14 protein-coding genes are annotated in these 15,213 nt (G+C 65.1%); 9 read left to right on the top strand and 5 right to left on the bottom strand.

Annotated features, from left to right (window positions below; all coding sequences use genetic code 11):
• From RMO40_RS12475 to RMO40_RS12445, 7 genes are all read left to right on the top strand, one after another.
• A partial coding sequence (locus RMO40_RS12475) for a DUF2345 domain-containing protein (RefSeq protein ID WP_309721427.1) occupies window positions 1–1,117 on the top strand: 1,117 nt, incomplete at its 5' end.
• A gap of 8 nt (window positions 1,118–1,125) precedes the next feature.
• Window positions 1,126–2,118: a DUF4123 domain-containing protein gene (locus tag RMO40_RS12470; protein ID WP_309721424.1), complete on the top strand. Its 993-nt coding sequence runs from the start codon at window positions 1,126–1,128 to the stop codon at window positions 2,116–2,118.
• Window positions 2,119–2,121: 3 nt separating this feature from the next.
• Entirely contained in the window at window positions 2,122–4,947 is a 2,826-nt protein-coding gene (locus RMO40_RS12465; RefSeq protein WP_309721420.1) for a T6SS effector BTH_I2691 family protein, read from the top strand.
• Entirely contained in the window at window positions 4,944–5,672 is a 729-nt protein-coding gene (locus RMO40_RS12460) for a putative type VI secretion system effector (RefSeq protein ID WP_309721418.1), read from the top strand. Before RMO40_RS12465 ends, RMO40_RS12460 begins: the two co-directional genes overlap by 4 nt.
• Window positions 5,672–6,145 carry a hypothetical protein gene (locus RMO40_RS12455; RefSeq protein WP_309721416.1) on the top strand — a complete coding sequence of 158 codons (474 nt, stop codon included), beginning with the start codon at window positions 5,672–5,674 and terminating at the stop codon, window positions 6,143–6,145. Before RMO40_RS12460 ends, RMO40_RS12455 begins: the two co-directional genes overlap by 1 nt.
• Window positions 6,146–6,502: 357 nt before the next feature.
• Window positions 6,503–6,790: a hypothetical protein gene (locus tag RMO40_RS12450; RefSeq protein ID WP_309721413.1), complete on the top strand. Its 288-nt coding sequence runs from the start codon at window positions 6,503–6,505 to the stop codon at window positions 6,788–6,790.
• Between the two features lie 87 nt (window positions 6,791–6,877).
• A complete protein-coding gene (locus RMO40_RS12445) occupies window positions 6,878–7,513 on the top strand; it encodes a CDP-alcohol phosphatidyltransferase family protein (protein ID WP_309721410.1) in 636 nt (211 codons plus the stop codon).
• A 113-nt stretch (window positions 7,514–7,626) separates the two neighbouring features.
• Here the strand turns inward: RMO40_RS12445 and bktB are convergent, their stop codons facing one another.
• Window positions 7,627–8,811 (bottom strand): beta-ketothiolase BktB, encoded by a 1,185-nt coding sequence (bktB, locus tag RMO40_RS12440; RefSeq protein ID WP_309721407.1) that lies wholly within the window; start codon window positions 8,809–8,811, stop codon window positions 7,627–7,629.
• A gap of 79 nt (window positions 8,812–8,890) precedes the next feature.
• Here bktB and RMO40_RS12435 point away from each other — a divergent pair, with 79 nt between their 5' ends.
• Window positions 8,891–9,586, top strand: coding sequence for an SDR family NAD(P)-dependent oxidoreductase (locus tag RMO40_RS12435; protein ID WP_309721404.1), 696 nt, complete (start codon window positions 8,891–8,893; stop codon window positions 9,584–9,586).
• Complete coding sequence (locus tag RMO40_RS12430; RefSeq protein WP_309721401.1) at window positions 9,587–11,104, top strand: carboxylesterase family protein; 1,518 nt, start codon at window positions 9,587–9,589, stop codon at window positions 11,102–11,104.
• Here RMO40_RS12430 and RMO40_RS12425 read toward each other — a convergent pair.
• The 4 genes from RMO40_RS12425 to RMO40_RS12410 all read right to left on the bottom strand — a co-directional run bounded on the left by RMO40_RS12425 (window position 11,078) and on the right by RMO40_RS12410 (window position 15,210).
• Complete coding sequence (locus RMO40_RS12425) at window positions 11,078–12,658, bottom strand: glycoside hydrolase domain-containing protein (protein WP_309721398.1); 1,581 nt, start codon at window positions 12,656–12,658, stop codon at window positions 11,078–11,080. The genes RMO40_RS12430 and RMO40_RS12425 overlap by 27 nt on opposite strands.
• An 83-nt stretch (window positions 12,659–12,741) precedes the next feature.
• Window positions 12,742–13,455, bottom strand: a complete 714-nt coding sequence (locus RMO40_RS12420; RefSeq protein WP_309721395.1) for an ATP-binding cassette domain-containing protein — start codon at window positions 13,453–13,455, stop codon at window positions 12,742–12,744.
• Entirely contained in the window at window positions 13,452–14,210 is a 759-nt protein-coding gene (locus RMO40_RS12415; RefSeq protein ID WP_309721393.1) for an ATP-binding cassette domain-containing protein, read from the bottom strand. Before RMO40_RS12415 ends, RMO40_RS12420 begins: the two co-directional genes overlap by 4 nt.
• Window positions 14,197–15,210 (bottom strand): ABC transporter permease subunit, encoded by a 1,014-nt coding sequence (locus tag RMO40_RS12410; protein ID WP_309721391.1) that lies wholly within the window; start codon window positions 15,208–15,210, stop codon window positions 14,197–14,199. Before RMO40_RS12410 ends, RMO40_RS12415 begins: the two co-directional genes overlap by 14 nt.
• Window positions 15,211–15,213: the final 3 nt, after the last annotated feature.

The raw sequence follows: 15,213 nt of genomic DNA, 5'->3' as shown, positions 1-15,213 counted from the left end.
CCCACAGGTGCTGGCCGGCTTCAAGAGTCAAAGCCTGGACACCAGCCAGAGCGGCGCGGGCGGCTACAACCAACTCGTGCTCGACGACAGCCCGGCCCAGGCTCGCATGACATTGGGCAGCACCACCGCCGCCAGCTGGCTGCAACTCGGCCACCTGCTGCAACAAAACGACAACCAGCGCCTGGCCAAACGAGGCCACGGCCTCGACCTCGCCACCACCGCCCACGGCGCCGTGCGAGCAGGCTCGGGCCTGCACCTGAGCGCCTACACAAGAGCCCAAGGCACCCAGGCCAGCGCACAAACGGTGGAAGCCCGAGCCGGCGTGAGCCAACTCGAACAAGCCGCCGAGCTGACCCAGACGCTGAGCGAGACCGCGCAAAAGCACAACGCCAAACTCAGCGCCGAAGTGCAACCCAAAGACATGCCGGTGCGCAAAGGCCAGCAAGCCAGCGTTGACAGCCTGGGCGCCACCGACAGCCGGGGTGCCACCGAAGCCGCAGGCGACGAAGAGATGCTTGCCATCCAGGGCGGCGCGGGCAGCATCAGTGCGTGGAGCCGCCCCGAGCTGCTCATCAGTGCCCCAGGCGGCGTAGGCAGCGCCACCCCTGCACACAGCGTGATGAGCGCGGGCCGCACCGCGAACCTGGCAGCAGGCCAAGACATCAACTGGACCAGCCAGCGCCACACCGCCATCGCCGTCAAAGCTGGCGTGAGCCTCTTCACCTACGGCAAGGCGCAGAACGGCAGCAAACCCAACACCGAGACCGGCATGCAACTGCACGCCGCCAGCGGCAACGTGAGCGTGCAGGCGCAGGCCAACACGCTGAACCTGACGGCCGACAAAACGATCACCGTGGCCAGCGTCACCAACGCCATCACGATGGGCTCGCCCAAGCATGTGTTGTTGACGGCAGGTGGGGCGTCTCTGCGGATCACGAGCGGGGCCATCACGCTCACGACCAGCGGGCCGGCTAGCTTCAAGGCGGCGATTAAGGAGTTGACGGGGGCGGGGAGTGCGAGTGCCTCGCTGAGCTTGCCTGCCACTGTGCCCTTGAAGGGTTGCGCTCAGCAAGCGCAGCAAGCTGCACAGCTGCAGTCTGCCACTGTCAATCTCTGACACCGCTCATGACTGCTTTGGGCGACTGGCTGAACCAGCGAGCGGCCGCGCACGGTGACGAACTCCATCGGGAGCTCGCCCAATCATCGTCGGGGATATGTCATCTTGTCTACGACCCCGCTCTGATCCCTCTTGGTTCCGATGAAGACACCGTATCCTGGCTCCTTGAGAATCAGCCTGCGCGATCCATCAACATTGCAGGTGCAAAACTGGATAGAGAAGTTTTGCCGCTCTACCGACCTCTGATCACGTCGCAAAGCCAAGGCAGCGGTATTCTCGCCAGCTCTTTGGCGGTGTCGCTGCGTGAACTTCAAGTGCAGAGCTTGCAACGAGGAATTGGGCGACGTATCGGTGGCTGGGTACAGACCACTGAACCTGACGCTGCCTTTGGGCACCTCGGTCGCAGCATGCTGCAACGTCGGCCGGAGGGAACTTTGGTGTGGGTCCGGTTGCATGATCCCGCGGTGCTGTGGGCCCTGTGGCCTCTGCTCAGTGTTCGCCAGCAGGCCTGTCTCCTGGGTCCGTTGATGGCATGGTGGCTGCACGACCCTGCGGGCCACCTGCAAGTATTGAGAGTTCAGTGCGCGTCGAGTGAGCCTTTGGTTCTGGCACCCGAGCAGTTTCCGCTGGTCGATGGCATCCATGCCGTGAACAGCGCTCTGCGGCAGAGGCTCGCCGCGCATGGTGATTCCGCTGCGGTGAGTTCAGAGCAAGCACTGCACTGGCGGCAGTCTGCGTTCGCCGCCATACGCAGAGCACGGCAGCACGGCCTTTCCGATGAACGTGATCTGTCAGCCTTCTGCAACCATGCATTGCTCACTCACCCCAGGTTCGACGAACACCCGCGCATTGCCGGATCGCTTAGCCGTCGAGAGGCCGGCCAGTATTTCACCCAACTTGTCGATGACGTCTCCGAAGACGAGTGGCGCTTGATCGCTGCCGAGATGAGCAAGCTTGCTGGAAGCAGAGCGTCGGGCTTCCCGATACACAACCGAGACTGAACCATGCCTCTTTGCTCCAATTGCATCGTCTCCGGATTACCCTTGCTGCCCGTGAGATACGTGCCGGTCCCCAACAGCGTCAAACAAACTCTGCCAGGCTGGGCGAGCGGCGCTCGGATCAAAAACGTCGCTTTGGGTAGTGAATACCACTATGCACTGCGCACGCTTCGCTCGGGATACGTCTATCTCTTTTTCGAGAAGAACGCTCGCGGCTCCAATCAATGGGAGTGCTACAGCGTTACCGAGGATGGTTGCCTGATGAAGCAGCCGAACCCCAGCATGGCCTCGGAGGCAGGACCGACGGTGCGATGCGCGACGCAAGGCCACAGCAATGCCCGGCTGCACCACCTTGTGATCGAGAAGCCTGAGAAATGCGGCCCCACCTGGATCGCTTTCAGTGAGCACAAATGGAGCGACGAAACCGTCAAGGAATACACCAGCAACAGCCAGCTGCGCAGCGCGCGCATGCAAACCATTGACCCAGCGGCGATGGCTGGTGGTGCGAAGAACGAGCACAGCACCCCGGCCCTGGCATCGGTGCTCGAAGAAGTCATCGAGTACGCCACCGACTTCAGCACGTCCAACCTGCCGCATGCTGCCAACAGCGGTCCCTTCACGAAGGAAGATGGAAGCTATGAAGGCGCCCGCCTCAGCCGTGTCAGCACGCGCTATCCCTGGCACCAGCGCCAAGGCGGTGCGGCCGAGTCGGCCAAGCACATGCAGCAGCGCTCCCTCAAAGACGACGGCACGAACAGCACACCCCATGTGCTGGCGCTGTGGGACGCGATGGGCATGACGCATGAGCTCAACGGCTATCGCAACGACGCGGCGGGTTGGCTCAAGCAGTACAGCGATGAGCGGGACCTGCAGCTTTCCGCGGTCGGCGCGTTCGACGGCATCAAGACAGCCCTGGAAAGTCGGGCTGGCAAAGAGGCAGACCGACAGATCGCAGGCAACATGGGCAACGTCAACGCGACGAATGCCGCGCGCCGCTCTTCTGTCGTGCGCAACTACTTCAACCAGCCTGAGACATCGGGCCCCGAAGTCGCCAAACTCGACAAGCAACTTGAACAGGGGCTGATCAGCGAAGCGAGCTACGAGGCTCGCAGAACGGCGCTTGTCACGCAATACGTGCCAGCCAACAACCAGGCATCAGCGCAAGCGGACTTCGCGGTACTCGACCGGGAGCGCCGTGAATCAACGCCTCGGCGCGAAGCAAGTGAAGCTGCACTCAAGAAAGGTGCGATCGCCCAAGCCTGGCCCAAGTACCGGGATCGCATGGATCAAGCCGCGTACACGAAGTTTGTCGGCAAGTGGGACGAATTCCAGGATCGCCTGAATCCCGTCATCGAAGCGCGCACCAAGGTTCTCATCGCATGGCTGGAAGCGCCTCTCTTTCTGGACAGTCTCCATGACTTCCATGGCGAGAACGTCGAAGACGGGGTGTTGTTCGCCGAAGGCGTCAGCGAAGCGCTGTTCGGCATGGCTTCAAGCGACTCGGGCAAGAAGAAGATTGAGCAATGGGTCAAGGAAGCCAAGGCCACATTCAAGAGCAATCTGTTGTGGCGCGTGGTGGCCCTCAACCAGAACGCTGCCAGGATGGAGCTTGACGCCGCCCTGGCCGAAGCGGAGCAGCACAAGGGCCAACGCACACTGGCCTCAGCGCTGGCCTGGACCAATTACACCGTGAAGACCCTGAAGGCGTTCGCTGACTGCTACAAGAAGCTGCAGGGTGTCTCCGATGCCAATGCCAAGGCGTCAGCGGCGGCGGGCTCGAAGGCGTTCGGCGCACGACTCAAACCCGTCAACATGCGAGGCGTGGACAAGTTTGCCATCAGTGTGGGCGACATCGTCTTCAAGCACTTTCGCGTCAGCGGCCTGGCCGACTATGCCAGCGAGAAGATCATTCAACACATCTTCAGCATTCGTGGGTTGGTCAATCCGGCCGACTCGGTCAACCTCATCATCCAGCAGTCCGCTTCAGAAAACCTGTTGCGCCAACAGACGCTGCGCCGTGTGAGTTCCGCACGCACGTTCATGGCGGCCGACACGCCGCAGATCAGAAGCGCGCAAGCGGAGAGTCTGCAAGCGGCCTGGGCCGACTTCAAGGCCCATGACGCCAGGGCACCTGCGGCCATCAAGGATGCACGGCTCGCCGTTGTGGTGGCGCTGATCGAGGGCGTGAACTTCAGCAAGCTGCTGGTTGAATGCAAAACCAAGGGTGACATGAAGACGGCGCTGAGCCTCCTGGCTTCGGGCATGTCGATCACCAGCGCGATGTTCGACATCGCCACCGTGCCCATCAAGAACCTGCCGCAGATGGGCGCTGAGACCTGGACCTACCAGAAGCTCAAGCTGTGGGGAGGCGTGCTGAGTGGGGGTGCGTCGTTGATCGCGTCGTACCTTGATTTTGTGGATGGGGGAAAAAACAAAGACAAAGGCTATTTCCTGCTGGCGGGTTTGTATTTCTCGAAAGGGCTGTTGGGTCTCGCGTCTGGCGGTTTGACTCTTGCAGTTGCTTTCACCTACTCCGCCCCGCTTGTTGGTCGTCTTACTGGCAATGCGGCCTTGAGCACCGCCGTGCGCGCTGTCGGAACCAGGGCCGCCACCTTCATCGGGCTGCGCATTCTGGGCATGGCCGCAGGAGGCTGGATCACACTGGGGATCTTCGGCGTTCAGGTCATCATCTGGCAGGTCACTCCCAATGCGCTGGAAGAATGGATCGATCATTCGGCGTTCGGAAAGGAGAGGAACAACGACGGGTACCGTTCCAGCAAGGAGCAGGATGAGAAACTGGGCGCCGCGCTGAATGAAATGGGCCTTCAATGAGCATCGAGAAACCGCCTGAGGGCGTGGTGAAGCTGACAGGGACGATCAAGAACTACCGATGCACGCACGCCAGTGCCAGTTTCGTGTTCACCGATGCCGATCGAACCAAGTTGGGCGTGATTGCCATCGCGGCCGGCATGGCGGGTATGAGCGGGCAAGCCGTGTCCACAGCCGCCAACGCGACCAGTACCGAAGAAGACGCAGACTACGTCGAGTTTGATCTGGATGGGGAACCGGTGAAGGGCTGGGTGTGGCGCAGCCCCTTCAAGGAAGGTGACGAGGTGGAGGTGGCCGCCGAGTGGCAAAAGGATCACTACGAGGTGGGTGGTATCGCACGCCCTCTCGATCGCACGATTGCGCTGTATCCGCATTGCTCACGCGGTCGGGCCAGGCACATCAAGACCGCCATCAAATGGTGGTTCATCGGCGTCACCATCTTGAATCTGGTCGGTTTGGTCGTGGCGGTGCCGACGTTCGGTGTCCGTGACTTCTTGACGACCCTGCACGTGATCGTCTTGCCCGTTTTCATTGGCTTCTACGTCTTCTTTGGGGTGATGACGATCAGCCTGGCACGCAAGTGGATGCCGTTTGTTCGCCTGGCTGAGAAGGTCTTCACCATCCTCGGCATGCCCAGCCCCAGCGATGTCGATCTCGTCAGGTCCTCCAAAGTTCAACGCAAGCCTGATGATCCAGGCGAGTACGCGACTTTCTATTTCCGCTACTGATGCAGGTCGGGTCTGAAACCGGCCTGTTCCTGGTCGAGGGTGTTCTCCGAGAAGCGCAACACACCAGAACCAAGGTCAATCAGTACGGCGGCGAGGACATGTACAACTTTGCCGCCTTGCTCGGCGACAAGATCCTCTGTGGGACATTCGAGAGCGCCAATGCGTTCAACAGTGGAGATCGTGTCAAGGTGGTCGTCTCCAAACAGGGAGATGCGCTGCTGGCACTTGCCGTCATCCGAGACAACGACAAGATGCTGTTCATGCCCGCAGGTTGCCACGCAGGCGAACGTGCACTGCTTGGGCAATGCATGAAGCATGCATGGAACATGTGTTGCTGGGGGTGGGTCGTCCTCGGGATCTTCTGGCTGTTCTTCTTCGGCAAGTATTCCAGTTCCGAGGCCAGCACCCAGGAGTGGATGCTGATCGCCACCGCAAGCATCGTCGGCCCGATGCTCCTGACTTTCGGAATGTAGTACTGGACGTTCCGGTCTTTGCGGTCCACCGGAGAGCAGGCTTCGGCGATCCTGCGCGTCCTGGGTTGCCCCGAGCCTGCGAGGTTGAACCTGCTGCCGTACCTGACCACCCGCCGAGCGCCTGACAACGAGTATCGGAACCTGTCGGCCTTTGACTATGAACGTGCACTGTCGGGCCATGCCAAGCGTATTGCCTGATCGCAACCCCGCATGGCGGCGTGGGGGCGTCCGTGTTTTCACCCGGGCCTGGTTGTCGGCCCCTGGTGTCACGCTTGCCGCAAAGCAGCCGGCGAGGAAGTAGGCGCAGAACCGTCCATACTGGTTACCCGTTGGGCCTGCCCGTACCGAGACCGCCTCATGATCCCCCGCATCGACATCGACCAACCCACCCCCGACACCTTCGACTACCGCGTCACCCACGAATCCGAGCCCCTGTTCGACGACAGCGGTTTCAGCTCGGTGATGCACTGCCTGGTGGCCGCGGTTGAGGGTCTCTCGCCCGAGATCGTGGCGGTCGAGGTGGCTTATGGCGGCTACGTGTCCGGCACCTATCCGCTGACGGTCATCGCGATGAACCATGAGCAGATCGCTGCGCATGCGGTCAACACCACCGAATCGATCCGCGAGGCCATGGGCGGCGGTTGATCGCGCGAAGGCGGCCTTTTCCTACAGGTCGCTGGCCCCGGCCGCGCTACGCTGTGTCTTCGTTTCCTGACCAGCGAGCTTCGCAACATGGATCATTCCCCGCAGGCACCGCGCCGCCACTTCTCGATGATCCGGGGTTTTCATCTCGCCGATTTCCTCACGCTCGGCAACGCCGCGTGTGGCATGGGCGCGGTGATCTTCGCCATGGCCTACATGGGCAGTCAGTCGCTGACTCACTTCTACGCGGCGGCGGCCATGGCGCCGGCCGCTTTCCTGTTCGACGTGCTCGATGGCCGGGTGGCGCGCTGGCGCCAGACGCATTCGTCGCTGGGCCGCGAGCTCGATTCGCTGGCCGACATCATCTCGTTCGGCGTGGCACCCGCCGCGCTGGGCTACGCAGCGGGCCTGGCCGGTGGCTGGGACGCGGCCGCCCTCATCTACTTCATCTGCTGCGGTGTGTCGCGCCTGGCACGCTACAACGTCACGGCCGAATCGCTGTCGGCCGGGGCCGACAAGGTGGCGTACTTCGAGGGCACGCCCATTCCCACCAGCGTGCTGCTCACCGGCGTGCTGGCGCTCGCGGCCTGGCAAGGCGCGCTGGGCGACGCGTTGTGGGGCGGGGCGTGGCAGATCGGCCCGTGGGTGCTGCACCCGCTGTCGCTGATGTTCGTGCTCTCGGGCACGCTGATGATCAGCAAGACCCTGCGCATTCCGAAGCTCTGAATGTTCCTGCACTCCCGCTTGGGCTGAGCCAGTCGAAGCCAGCACCGTGCTGTGCGCACCCTTCGACAGGCTCAGGGCGAACGGGCTGAGGCTCAGGGCGAACGGACTCGGGCTCACATGCGCTCGAACACCGCCGCGATGCCTTGCCCACCGCCGATGCACATCGTCACCAGCGCATAACGCCCTTTGATGCGCTGCAATTCGTACAGCGCCTTCACCGTGATGATGGCGCCGGTGGCACCCACCGGGTGGCCGAGCGAGATGCCCGAGCCGTTGGGGTTGACCTTGGCGGGGTCGAAGCCCAGGTCCTTGACAACCGCACAGGCTTGCGCGGCGAAGGCTTCGTTGGCTTCGATCACGTCGAGGTCTGACACCTTCAGCCCCGCCTTCTCCAGCGCCTTGCGCGTGGCCGGCACCGGGCCGATGCCCATGTAGAGCGGGTCGACGCCCGCGTGGCCGTACGACACCAGCCGTGCCAGCGGCTTCAAGCCACGGCGCTCGGCTTCAGCCCGCTCCATCAGCACCAGCGCCGCGGCGCCATCGTTCAACCCTGACGCATTGCCGGCTGTCACCGTGCCGCCGTCTTTCTTGAACGCCGGCTTGAGCTTGGCCATGTCTTCGAGCTTGGCGTTCATGCGCACGTGTTCGTCGGTGTCGAACATCACCGTGCCTTTTCGGCTCTCCAGCGCCACGGGCACGATCTGCTCCTTGAAGTGGCCGGCCTCGATGGCGCGTTGCGCGCGGTGGTGGCTCTCGAGTGCAGCTTCGTCTTGTTGCGCGCGGCTGATGTTCCACTTGGCGGCCACGTTTTCGGCGGTGATGCCCATGTGCACGGTGTGAAACGGGTCGTGCAGTGCGCCCAGCATCATGTCGACCATGGTCGCGTTGCCCATGCGCGCGCCCCAGCGGGCTTGCGGCAGCGAGTAGGGTCCGCGGCTCATGCTTTCGGCGCCACCGGCGACTGCGATCTCGGCGTCACCGAGCAAGATGCTCTGCGCCGCGCTGATGACAGCCTGCAGGCCCGAACCGCACAAACGGTTCACGGTGAGGGCCGGTGTTTCTTGTGCGACACCGCCCTCGACGGCCGCCACGCGGGCGAGGTACATGTCGCGCGGCTCGGTGTTGATCACATGGCCGAAGACCACGTGGCCGACGTCTTTGCCGTCAACCTGGGCGCGGGCCAGCGCTTCGCGGGTGGCGATGGCGCCGAGCTGGGTCGGGGGCACCTCCTTGAGCGCGCCGCCAAAGGTTCCGATGGCGGTGCGCGCACCGCTGACTACAACCACTTCTCTCTTCATGATGGCCTCGCGACGTGTTGAAAACCCTGATTGTGAACACATCGACAATGGCAGCCGCTGTTCAACGGATCGAACGACCATGAAACCCACTTTCACCCTCGTGATCACCGGCGCGGCAGGCGCGCTCGGGCAGGCCGTGGCGCGGCACTTCCTCGCCGCTGGCAACCATGTGGCCTGGCTCGAGCTGGTCGTGGACCGCCTGCGCAGCGTGTTCGGCACACCCGCCAACGCGCTGCTGCTGGCGGCCGATGTGACCTCGGCGCCCAGCGTGGCGGCGGCCATCACACGTGTCACGCAGACCTTCAACCATGTGGATGCGCTGGTGCACATTGCCGGCGGCTTCGAGATGGGCGAACCGGTGCACCAGATCAGCCGTGCGTCGTGGGATCGTTTGATGGACTTGAACGCCTGGTCCTTCGTCAACGTGACGCAGGCGGTGATCCCGCTGATGCAAGCCCAGCGCAGTGGCCAGGTGGTGGCGGTGTCGGCCAATGCCGCGCGCGAAGGGCAGGCGCTGAAGGGTGCCTACTGCGCCGCCAAGAGCGCGTTGCAGCGGTTGGTGGAGTCGCTCTCGCACGAGGTGCGTGCCGACGGCATCCATGTCAACAGCGTGGCCCCCACCACGCTCGACACGCCCGCCAATCGCAACGCCATGCCAGACGCCGACCGCTCGGCCTGGGTGCCGCTCGAGGTGGCCGCACAGACCATCGCCTTTCTCGCCACGCCGCAAGGCGCCGCCGTGCACGGCCAACACATTCAACTCGGGAGCCCATGAATGCCGCAGACCCAGAACCCCATCGCTCACACCCCCCTGGGTGACCTGCAAGGCACAGCCGATGGCGCTGTCAGCGCCTGGCTCGGTGTGCCCTATGCGCAGCCACCGGTGGGCGCGCTGCGCTTTGCGGCGCCGCAGCCGGTGCAGGCTTGGCAGGGCGTGCGCGTGGCCACCACCTTTGGCGCGGCCTGCATTCAAAAGCCCATGGGCAGCATCAAGTCACTCGGCCCCTCGCTCGACGAAGACTGCCTCACGCTCAACATCTGGAGCCCCGCCGCCGACGGCGCCAAGCGCCCGGTGATGGTGTGGATCCACGGTGGCGCGTTCCTGCTCGGCAGCGCGCGTGTCTACACCGGCGCGCACCTGGCCGAGCTGGGCGACATCGTGGTGGTGGCCATCAACTACCGGCTCGGTGCGCTCGGCTTCGTGAACTTTGCCGAGGCCTTGGGCGACGAACGTGCCGCCACCAACCCCGGCCTGCGTGACCAGGTGGCGGCCTTGCGCTGGGTGCGCGACAACATCACCGCGTTCGGTGGTGACCCCGAGAGGGTGACGGTCGCGGGCGAGTCGGCGGGCTCGATGTCGGTGTCGCTGCTGATGCACTCAAGCGAGGCGCAGGGATTGTTTCGCGGCGCCATCATGCAAAGCGGCGCGCTCAGCCTGGTGCACGACCGCGAGATGAGCCTGAAGGTGGCGCGCCACTACCTCGACGTGTTGGGCGTGCGCACGCTCGAAGCCTTGCAGGCCATCCCCGCAGACAAGTTGCTCGCCGCCCAGGCCCGGGTGCACAAGCTGGTGCCTCAGACCGTGCCCGCCGCGCCGTGGTTCGATGGCACGCTCTTGCCCGCCTCGCTCGCTGCGGCGCGCGCTGCGCCCACACCCCCCATCCCGCTGCTGGCGGGGTTCAACCGCGACGAGATCCGCTTCTTCGAGCTGTGGCGCGGTGTGGCCGAGTTGTTCTTGTCGCGCGGGCGCATGGGCGAGCTGCTTCGCCAGCAGTTCGGCGCGGCCCATGCCGAGCGTGTGCTGGCCGCTTACCCCGACACCAAACAAGGCAAGCGCCAGCTCGGCACGCACATGAGCTTTGGCATGCCCACCATGCACTTCGCCGAGCGCCACGCCGCGCAGCACCCCGCCTGGTTCTACCGCTTCGACTGCAGCAACCCGCTGCTGGGTGCGGCCCACGCGCTGGAACTCTTCTATTTGTGGGAGATGGAAGGCCCGTTGCCTGCGATGCTGCGCGGCGGCCCGCTGTGGGGCGCTCGCCGCGCGCTGGCGCAGCGCATGCGTGCCCACTGGGTCGCGTTCGTGCGCGACGGCCGCCCCGGTGAAGGCTGGCCCGCCTTCGAGGCCAGCCGCCGCACGACCCTGGTGTTCAACCGCCGCGACCAGGTGCAAGACGACCCGCAACGCGAGCACCGCCTGGTGTGGGCCGGGAAAGACAGCGCGCCGGGCATGACGATCACCAGCGCGGCTGTGAGGGCCCAAGCTTCAGTCGTGCACGAAGAACACGTGTGACTTGAAGAGCGTGCTGTCCCACCAGGCCTTGCCGAGCGTCGAGAAGCGAAAGTTCACCGCACCGGCCTGGCTTTGCAGCGGCAGCGTGACGTTGCCGTCGGCATCGCGCTTGGCCTTGAGTGCCGCGCTCTCGGGCACCACAGCGGTGATGTGGCCAGGCTTGCCGTTTTCTTCGCGGTCGGCGCAGATGAGGCCGAGGCCGCCGTGGTTGGCGGCGTTCTGCAAGGCGCTGAGGTCGATCACACGGCGCCAGCCGAACGATTCGCCAAACTCGATCAACCAGTTGTGCAGGTCGTCGGCCCGCATCTCACGCAGCGTGCTGCCGTAGGCGGGTGCCACCTGCTCGCCGCGTGCGATTTGCATCAGCGCCGATTCGTTCCACCAGGTGCGAGGCAGGTAGGCGCCGCCGAGGTAGCAATAGTCGGTGGCGTAGACGTTGCAATAGGTGGCGCTGGGGTCGCGCTGGTAGCGCGTGCTGGTGTCGGCCGCGAGCCAGTTGACGATGTGGATCAGCTGGGTGGCACGCGCGGTGGGGCTTGCTGTTGCGTCGCGTGACGGCCGGCCCGGCTCGCCCAGCGGCTGCGCACGTTTGCTGGCTGAGGCGCGACGTGACGCGGGATCGTTCTCGCGGTAGTGCACCGCAGGCACAGGCGGTGCTGGTGGCACAACGGGTGGCACAACGACGGGCGGCGCCATGACCGCAGCCAGGTGTTTGCCGCTCACATACCCCACCACGTCACCGCCACTCAGCGTCACACGCACCCGCACCCACGGTGGCGCGGCCTCACCCAGCACACGCACGAGCTGGCCTTCGGGCAGGGTGGTGATGGGCGGGTTGCTGGCCGCTGATGGGCCGTGTCGCAGGTTGAGCTCGGTGGCCGTCACACGCCGCAGCTCGCCCTGGCCGGCGAGCACGTCAAAGCCGATCGGGCGGAACTGGCCGAAGTTGTCGCGTGCCTCACAGCGCTCCCACGCAGCGCCCAGGCCGCACAGCGCCTGGCCGTGGTTCACGTGTTGGCGCACGTCCCACAGGGTGTAGCTGGACGACTCGCGCCAGCCGGTGGCCTCGGCCAGCCAGGCAAAGCGGGCCAGCGCGTGGGTGTCGCGCACCAGGCGGCCGGTGAGGCCCGAGCCGTAGACGCCGATCTTCAAGGGGCTCGTGCCACCCGCGGCCTCGTCCATGCCGGCCTTCACACCGCGGAAGTAGGGCAGCACCACCTGCTGGATCTCGGCCGTGCTGAAGTCGGTGTCGACCGCAAAGTACACCGCGCTGCCCGGCGGCTGGCCGATCTGGCTGGCGAAGGTCTGGGCCGATGCGCCGTCGAGCCGGCCGCGCTCGAAACCGAAGTCGCTCAGCTTGCGTGCGTTGTCTTGGTAGACGGTGGCAACCTGTACACCAGCGCGTGCGAGATCGGCCGCCTCCTTGGGCGAGATGCGCTTTTCGGGCTGCGAGGTCGTGCGCGAGTGGTAGCGAAAGACAAACGCCTTGCCCTCGCGAACCAGGCAGTCGGCAAAACCGTGGCAATGCCGGTTGGTTGAAAGTCCTTCGTGCATCGTGGCTCTCCCGGCTGCAAAGAGAACCGATGGTGCAGCGCGCCGCCGCGTGGCGAATCCCCAGGCTTATGGATGCTTTGCGCTCACACGCCCAGGTAGGCCCCGATCTGCTGCCCGTCGGCAAACTCAGCCGACGGGCCGGCCAGCACCACCCGGCCTTTTTGCAGCACCACCACGCGGTCGGTCTGCGCGATGACTTTCCGGTGGTCGCGGTCGACCACCAGGGCGGCGATGCCGGTCTCGCGGATGCGGCGGATCACGTTCCATATCTCGGCCACGACGAGCGGCGCCAGGCCCTCGGTGGCTTCGTCGAGGAGGATGAGATCGGGGTGCGTCATCAGCGCGCGGCCGATGGAAAGCATCTGCTGCTCGCCACCCGAAAGTTGCGCGCCCAGGTGGGTGAGGCGCTCCTTCAGCCGCGGGAAGGTTTCCATCACGTGATCGAAGCTCCATTCCATGCGGCCATCACGCCCGCGTCGTGCAGACATCACCAGGTTCTCGCGCACCGTGAGATTGGGAAACACGCCACGGCCTTCGGGCACATAGGCCACACCCAGGCGCGCCACCTCGTGCGGCTGGGCGCGCGAAGCGTCATGCCCCGCGATGACGATGCGCCCCTCGCGCTGCTTCACATGGCCGAGCAGGGTGCGAATGAGTGTCGACTTGCCCATGCCGTTGCGCCCAAGCAGGCCCACGCTTTCGCCACGCGCGATCTGCAGGTCGATGCCCTGCAGCACGTGGCTGGAGCCGTACCAGGCGTGCACGCCTTGCGCGTCGACGATCAGGTCGGCGCTCATGCAGCCACCTCGCCAAGGTAGGCCGCGCGCACCTCGGGGTTGTGGCGCACGGCGTTCGGTTCGTCGGACGCGATCACCACACCGTTGACCATCACCGTGATGCGGTCGGCCACGCGGAACACGGCGTCCATGTCGTGCTCGACCAGCAGGATCGCGTGGTCGGGGCGCAGCTCGGCCAGCAAGGCCAGCATGCGGTCGGTCTCTTCGGCGCCCATGCCGGCCAGGGGCTCGTCGAGCAGCAGCACCTGCGGGCGTGTGGCCAGACACATCGCCACTTCGAGCTGGCGCTTCTGCCCGTGCGAGAGCAGGCCGGCCTCGCGCCCGAGCAGCTCGGTGAGGCCGGCCCGCCGGGCGGCTTGCATGGCGTGTTGGTGGGTCACCGGGTCGTGTGCGGCGTCGGCCCACCAGGCCCAGGCGCGTTGGCGCGTGGCTTGCGCGGCGAGCCGGCAGTTCTCGAACACGCTGAAGCCGGGGTAGAGGGTGGTGCGCTGGTAGCTGCGGCCCAGGCCCGCGCGCGCACGGCGCGGTTGCGGCCAGGCGGTCACGTCTTCACCCAACAGCGAGACCTGGCCTTGTGTGGGCTTGAACTCGCCCGCGAGGACGTTGATCAGCGTGGACTTGCCGGCACCGTTGGTGCCGATCACGGCGTGGATGGCGCCGCGCGAGAGTTCGATCGACACCCGGTCCAGCGCCACCAGCCCACCCCAGCGCTGGGTGATTTCGTGCCCGCGCAGCAAGACTTCAGCCCCGGGCATGGGCCGACTCCTCGGGTGCACCGGCCAACCGTCGCCGGAAGAGGCTCGACAAGCCGATCAAGCCGCGCGGCAGCACCGCCACACTGGCGATGATGGTCAGCCCGAGCCCCAGGTGCCAGTGTTTGGCAAAGGCGCCGAAGATCGCCTCGGAGCGAAACAGCTCCTGCAGCAGTGCAAACGCAAACGCCCCCAGCACCGCGCCGCGCAAATGGCCCAGGCCACCGAGGATGATCATGATCAGCACCGCGCCCGACTGGTGCCAGCTCAGCAGCTCGGGGTTCACGTACGCATCTTTCACGGCAAAGAGAAAGCCAGCCAGGCCGGCCAGCGCGCCCGAGAGCACGAAGGCCACCAGCTTGTACGGGTAGGTCGAAAACCCGGTGGCACGCATGCGCTGCTCGTTGGCCTTGATGCCCGCCAGCGCGCGCCCGAAGGTGGAGCGCAGCAGCACCGCCAGAAAAACGAAGCTTGATCCCAGGCTGCCGAGCACGAAGTAATACAGCGAGAGCGGGCCGTTCAGGTCGACGAGCACCAGGCTGCCGATCATCGCCACCGGCTTGCCGTCGTTCAGGTAGATGCCGTCGCTGCCGCCGCCGAGCGGCGTGTCGTGCACCACGTAATAGGCCATCTGCGCAAACGCCAGCGTGACCATGATGAAGTAGACGCCCTTGGTGCGCAGCGACAACGCGCCCATGAAGAGCGCATACAGCGCCGCCGAACCCATGGCGGCCGGCAGCAAGCACCACAGCGAAGGTGCGGCGCCCTGAGGCGCCAGCAGCACCGTGGCGTAACCGCCGAGCCCGAAAAACGCGGCGTGGCCGAAGCACACCAGGCCCGTGCTGCCCACCAGCAGCTCAAGGCTCAGCGCATAGATGGCGAACACCATGATCTTGGTGACCAGGTCGATGCCGAAGCTGCCCGACACCGCGGGGTACAGCGCCAGCAGCACGCCGGCGGCGAGCACGGGAATGATTTTTTTCAGATCGGCACGCTGTTGCACGCG

This window comes from Rhizobacter sp., assembly GCF_031412075.1.
Lineage (GTDB): Bacteria > Pseudomonadota > Gammaproteobacteria > Burkholderiales > Burkholderiaceae_C > Rhizobacter.
This window is presented reverse-complemented; position numbering and strand designations above follow the sequence as displayed.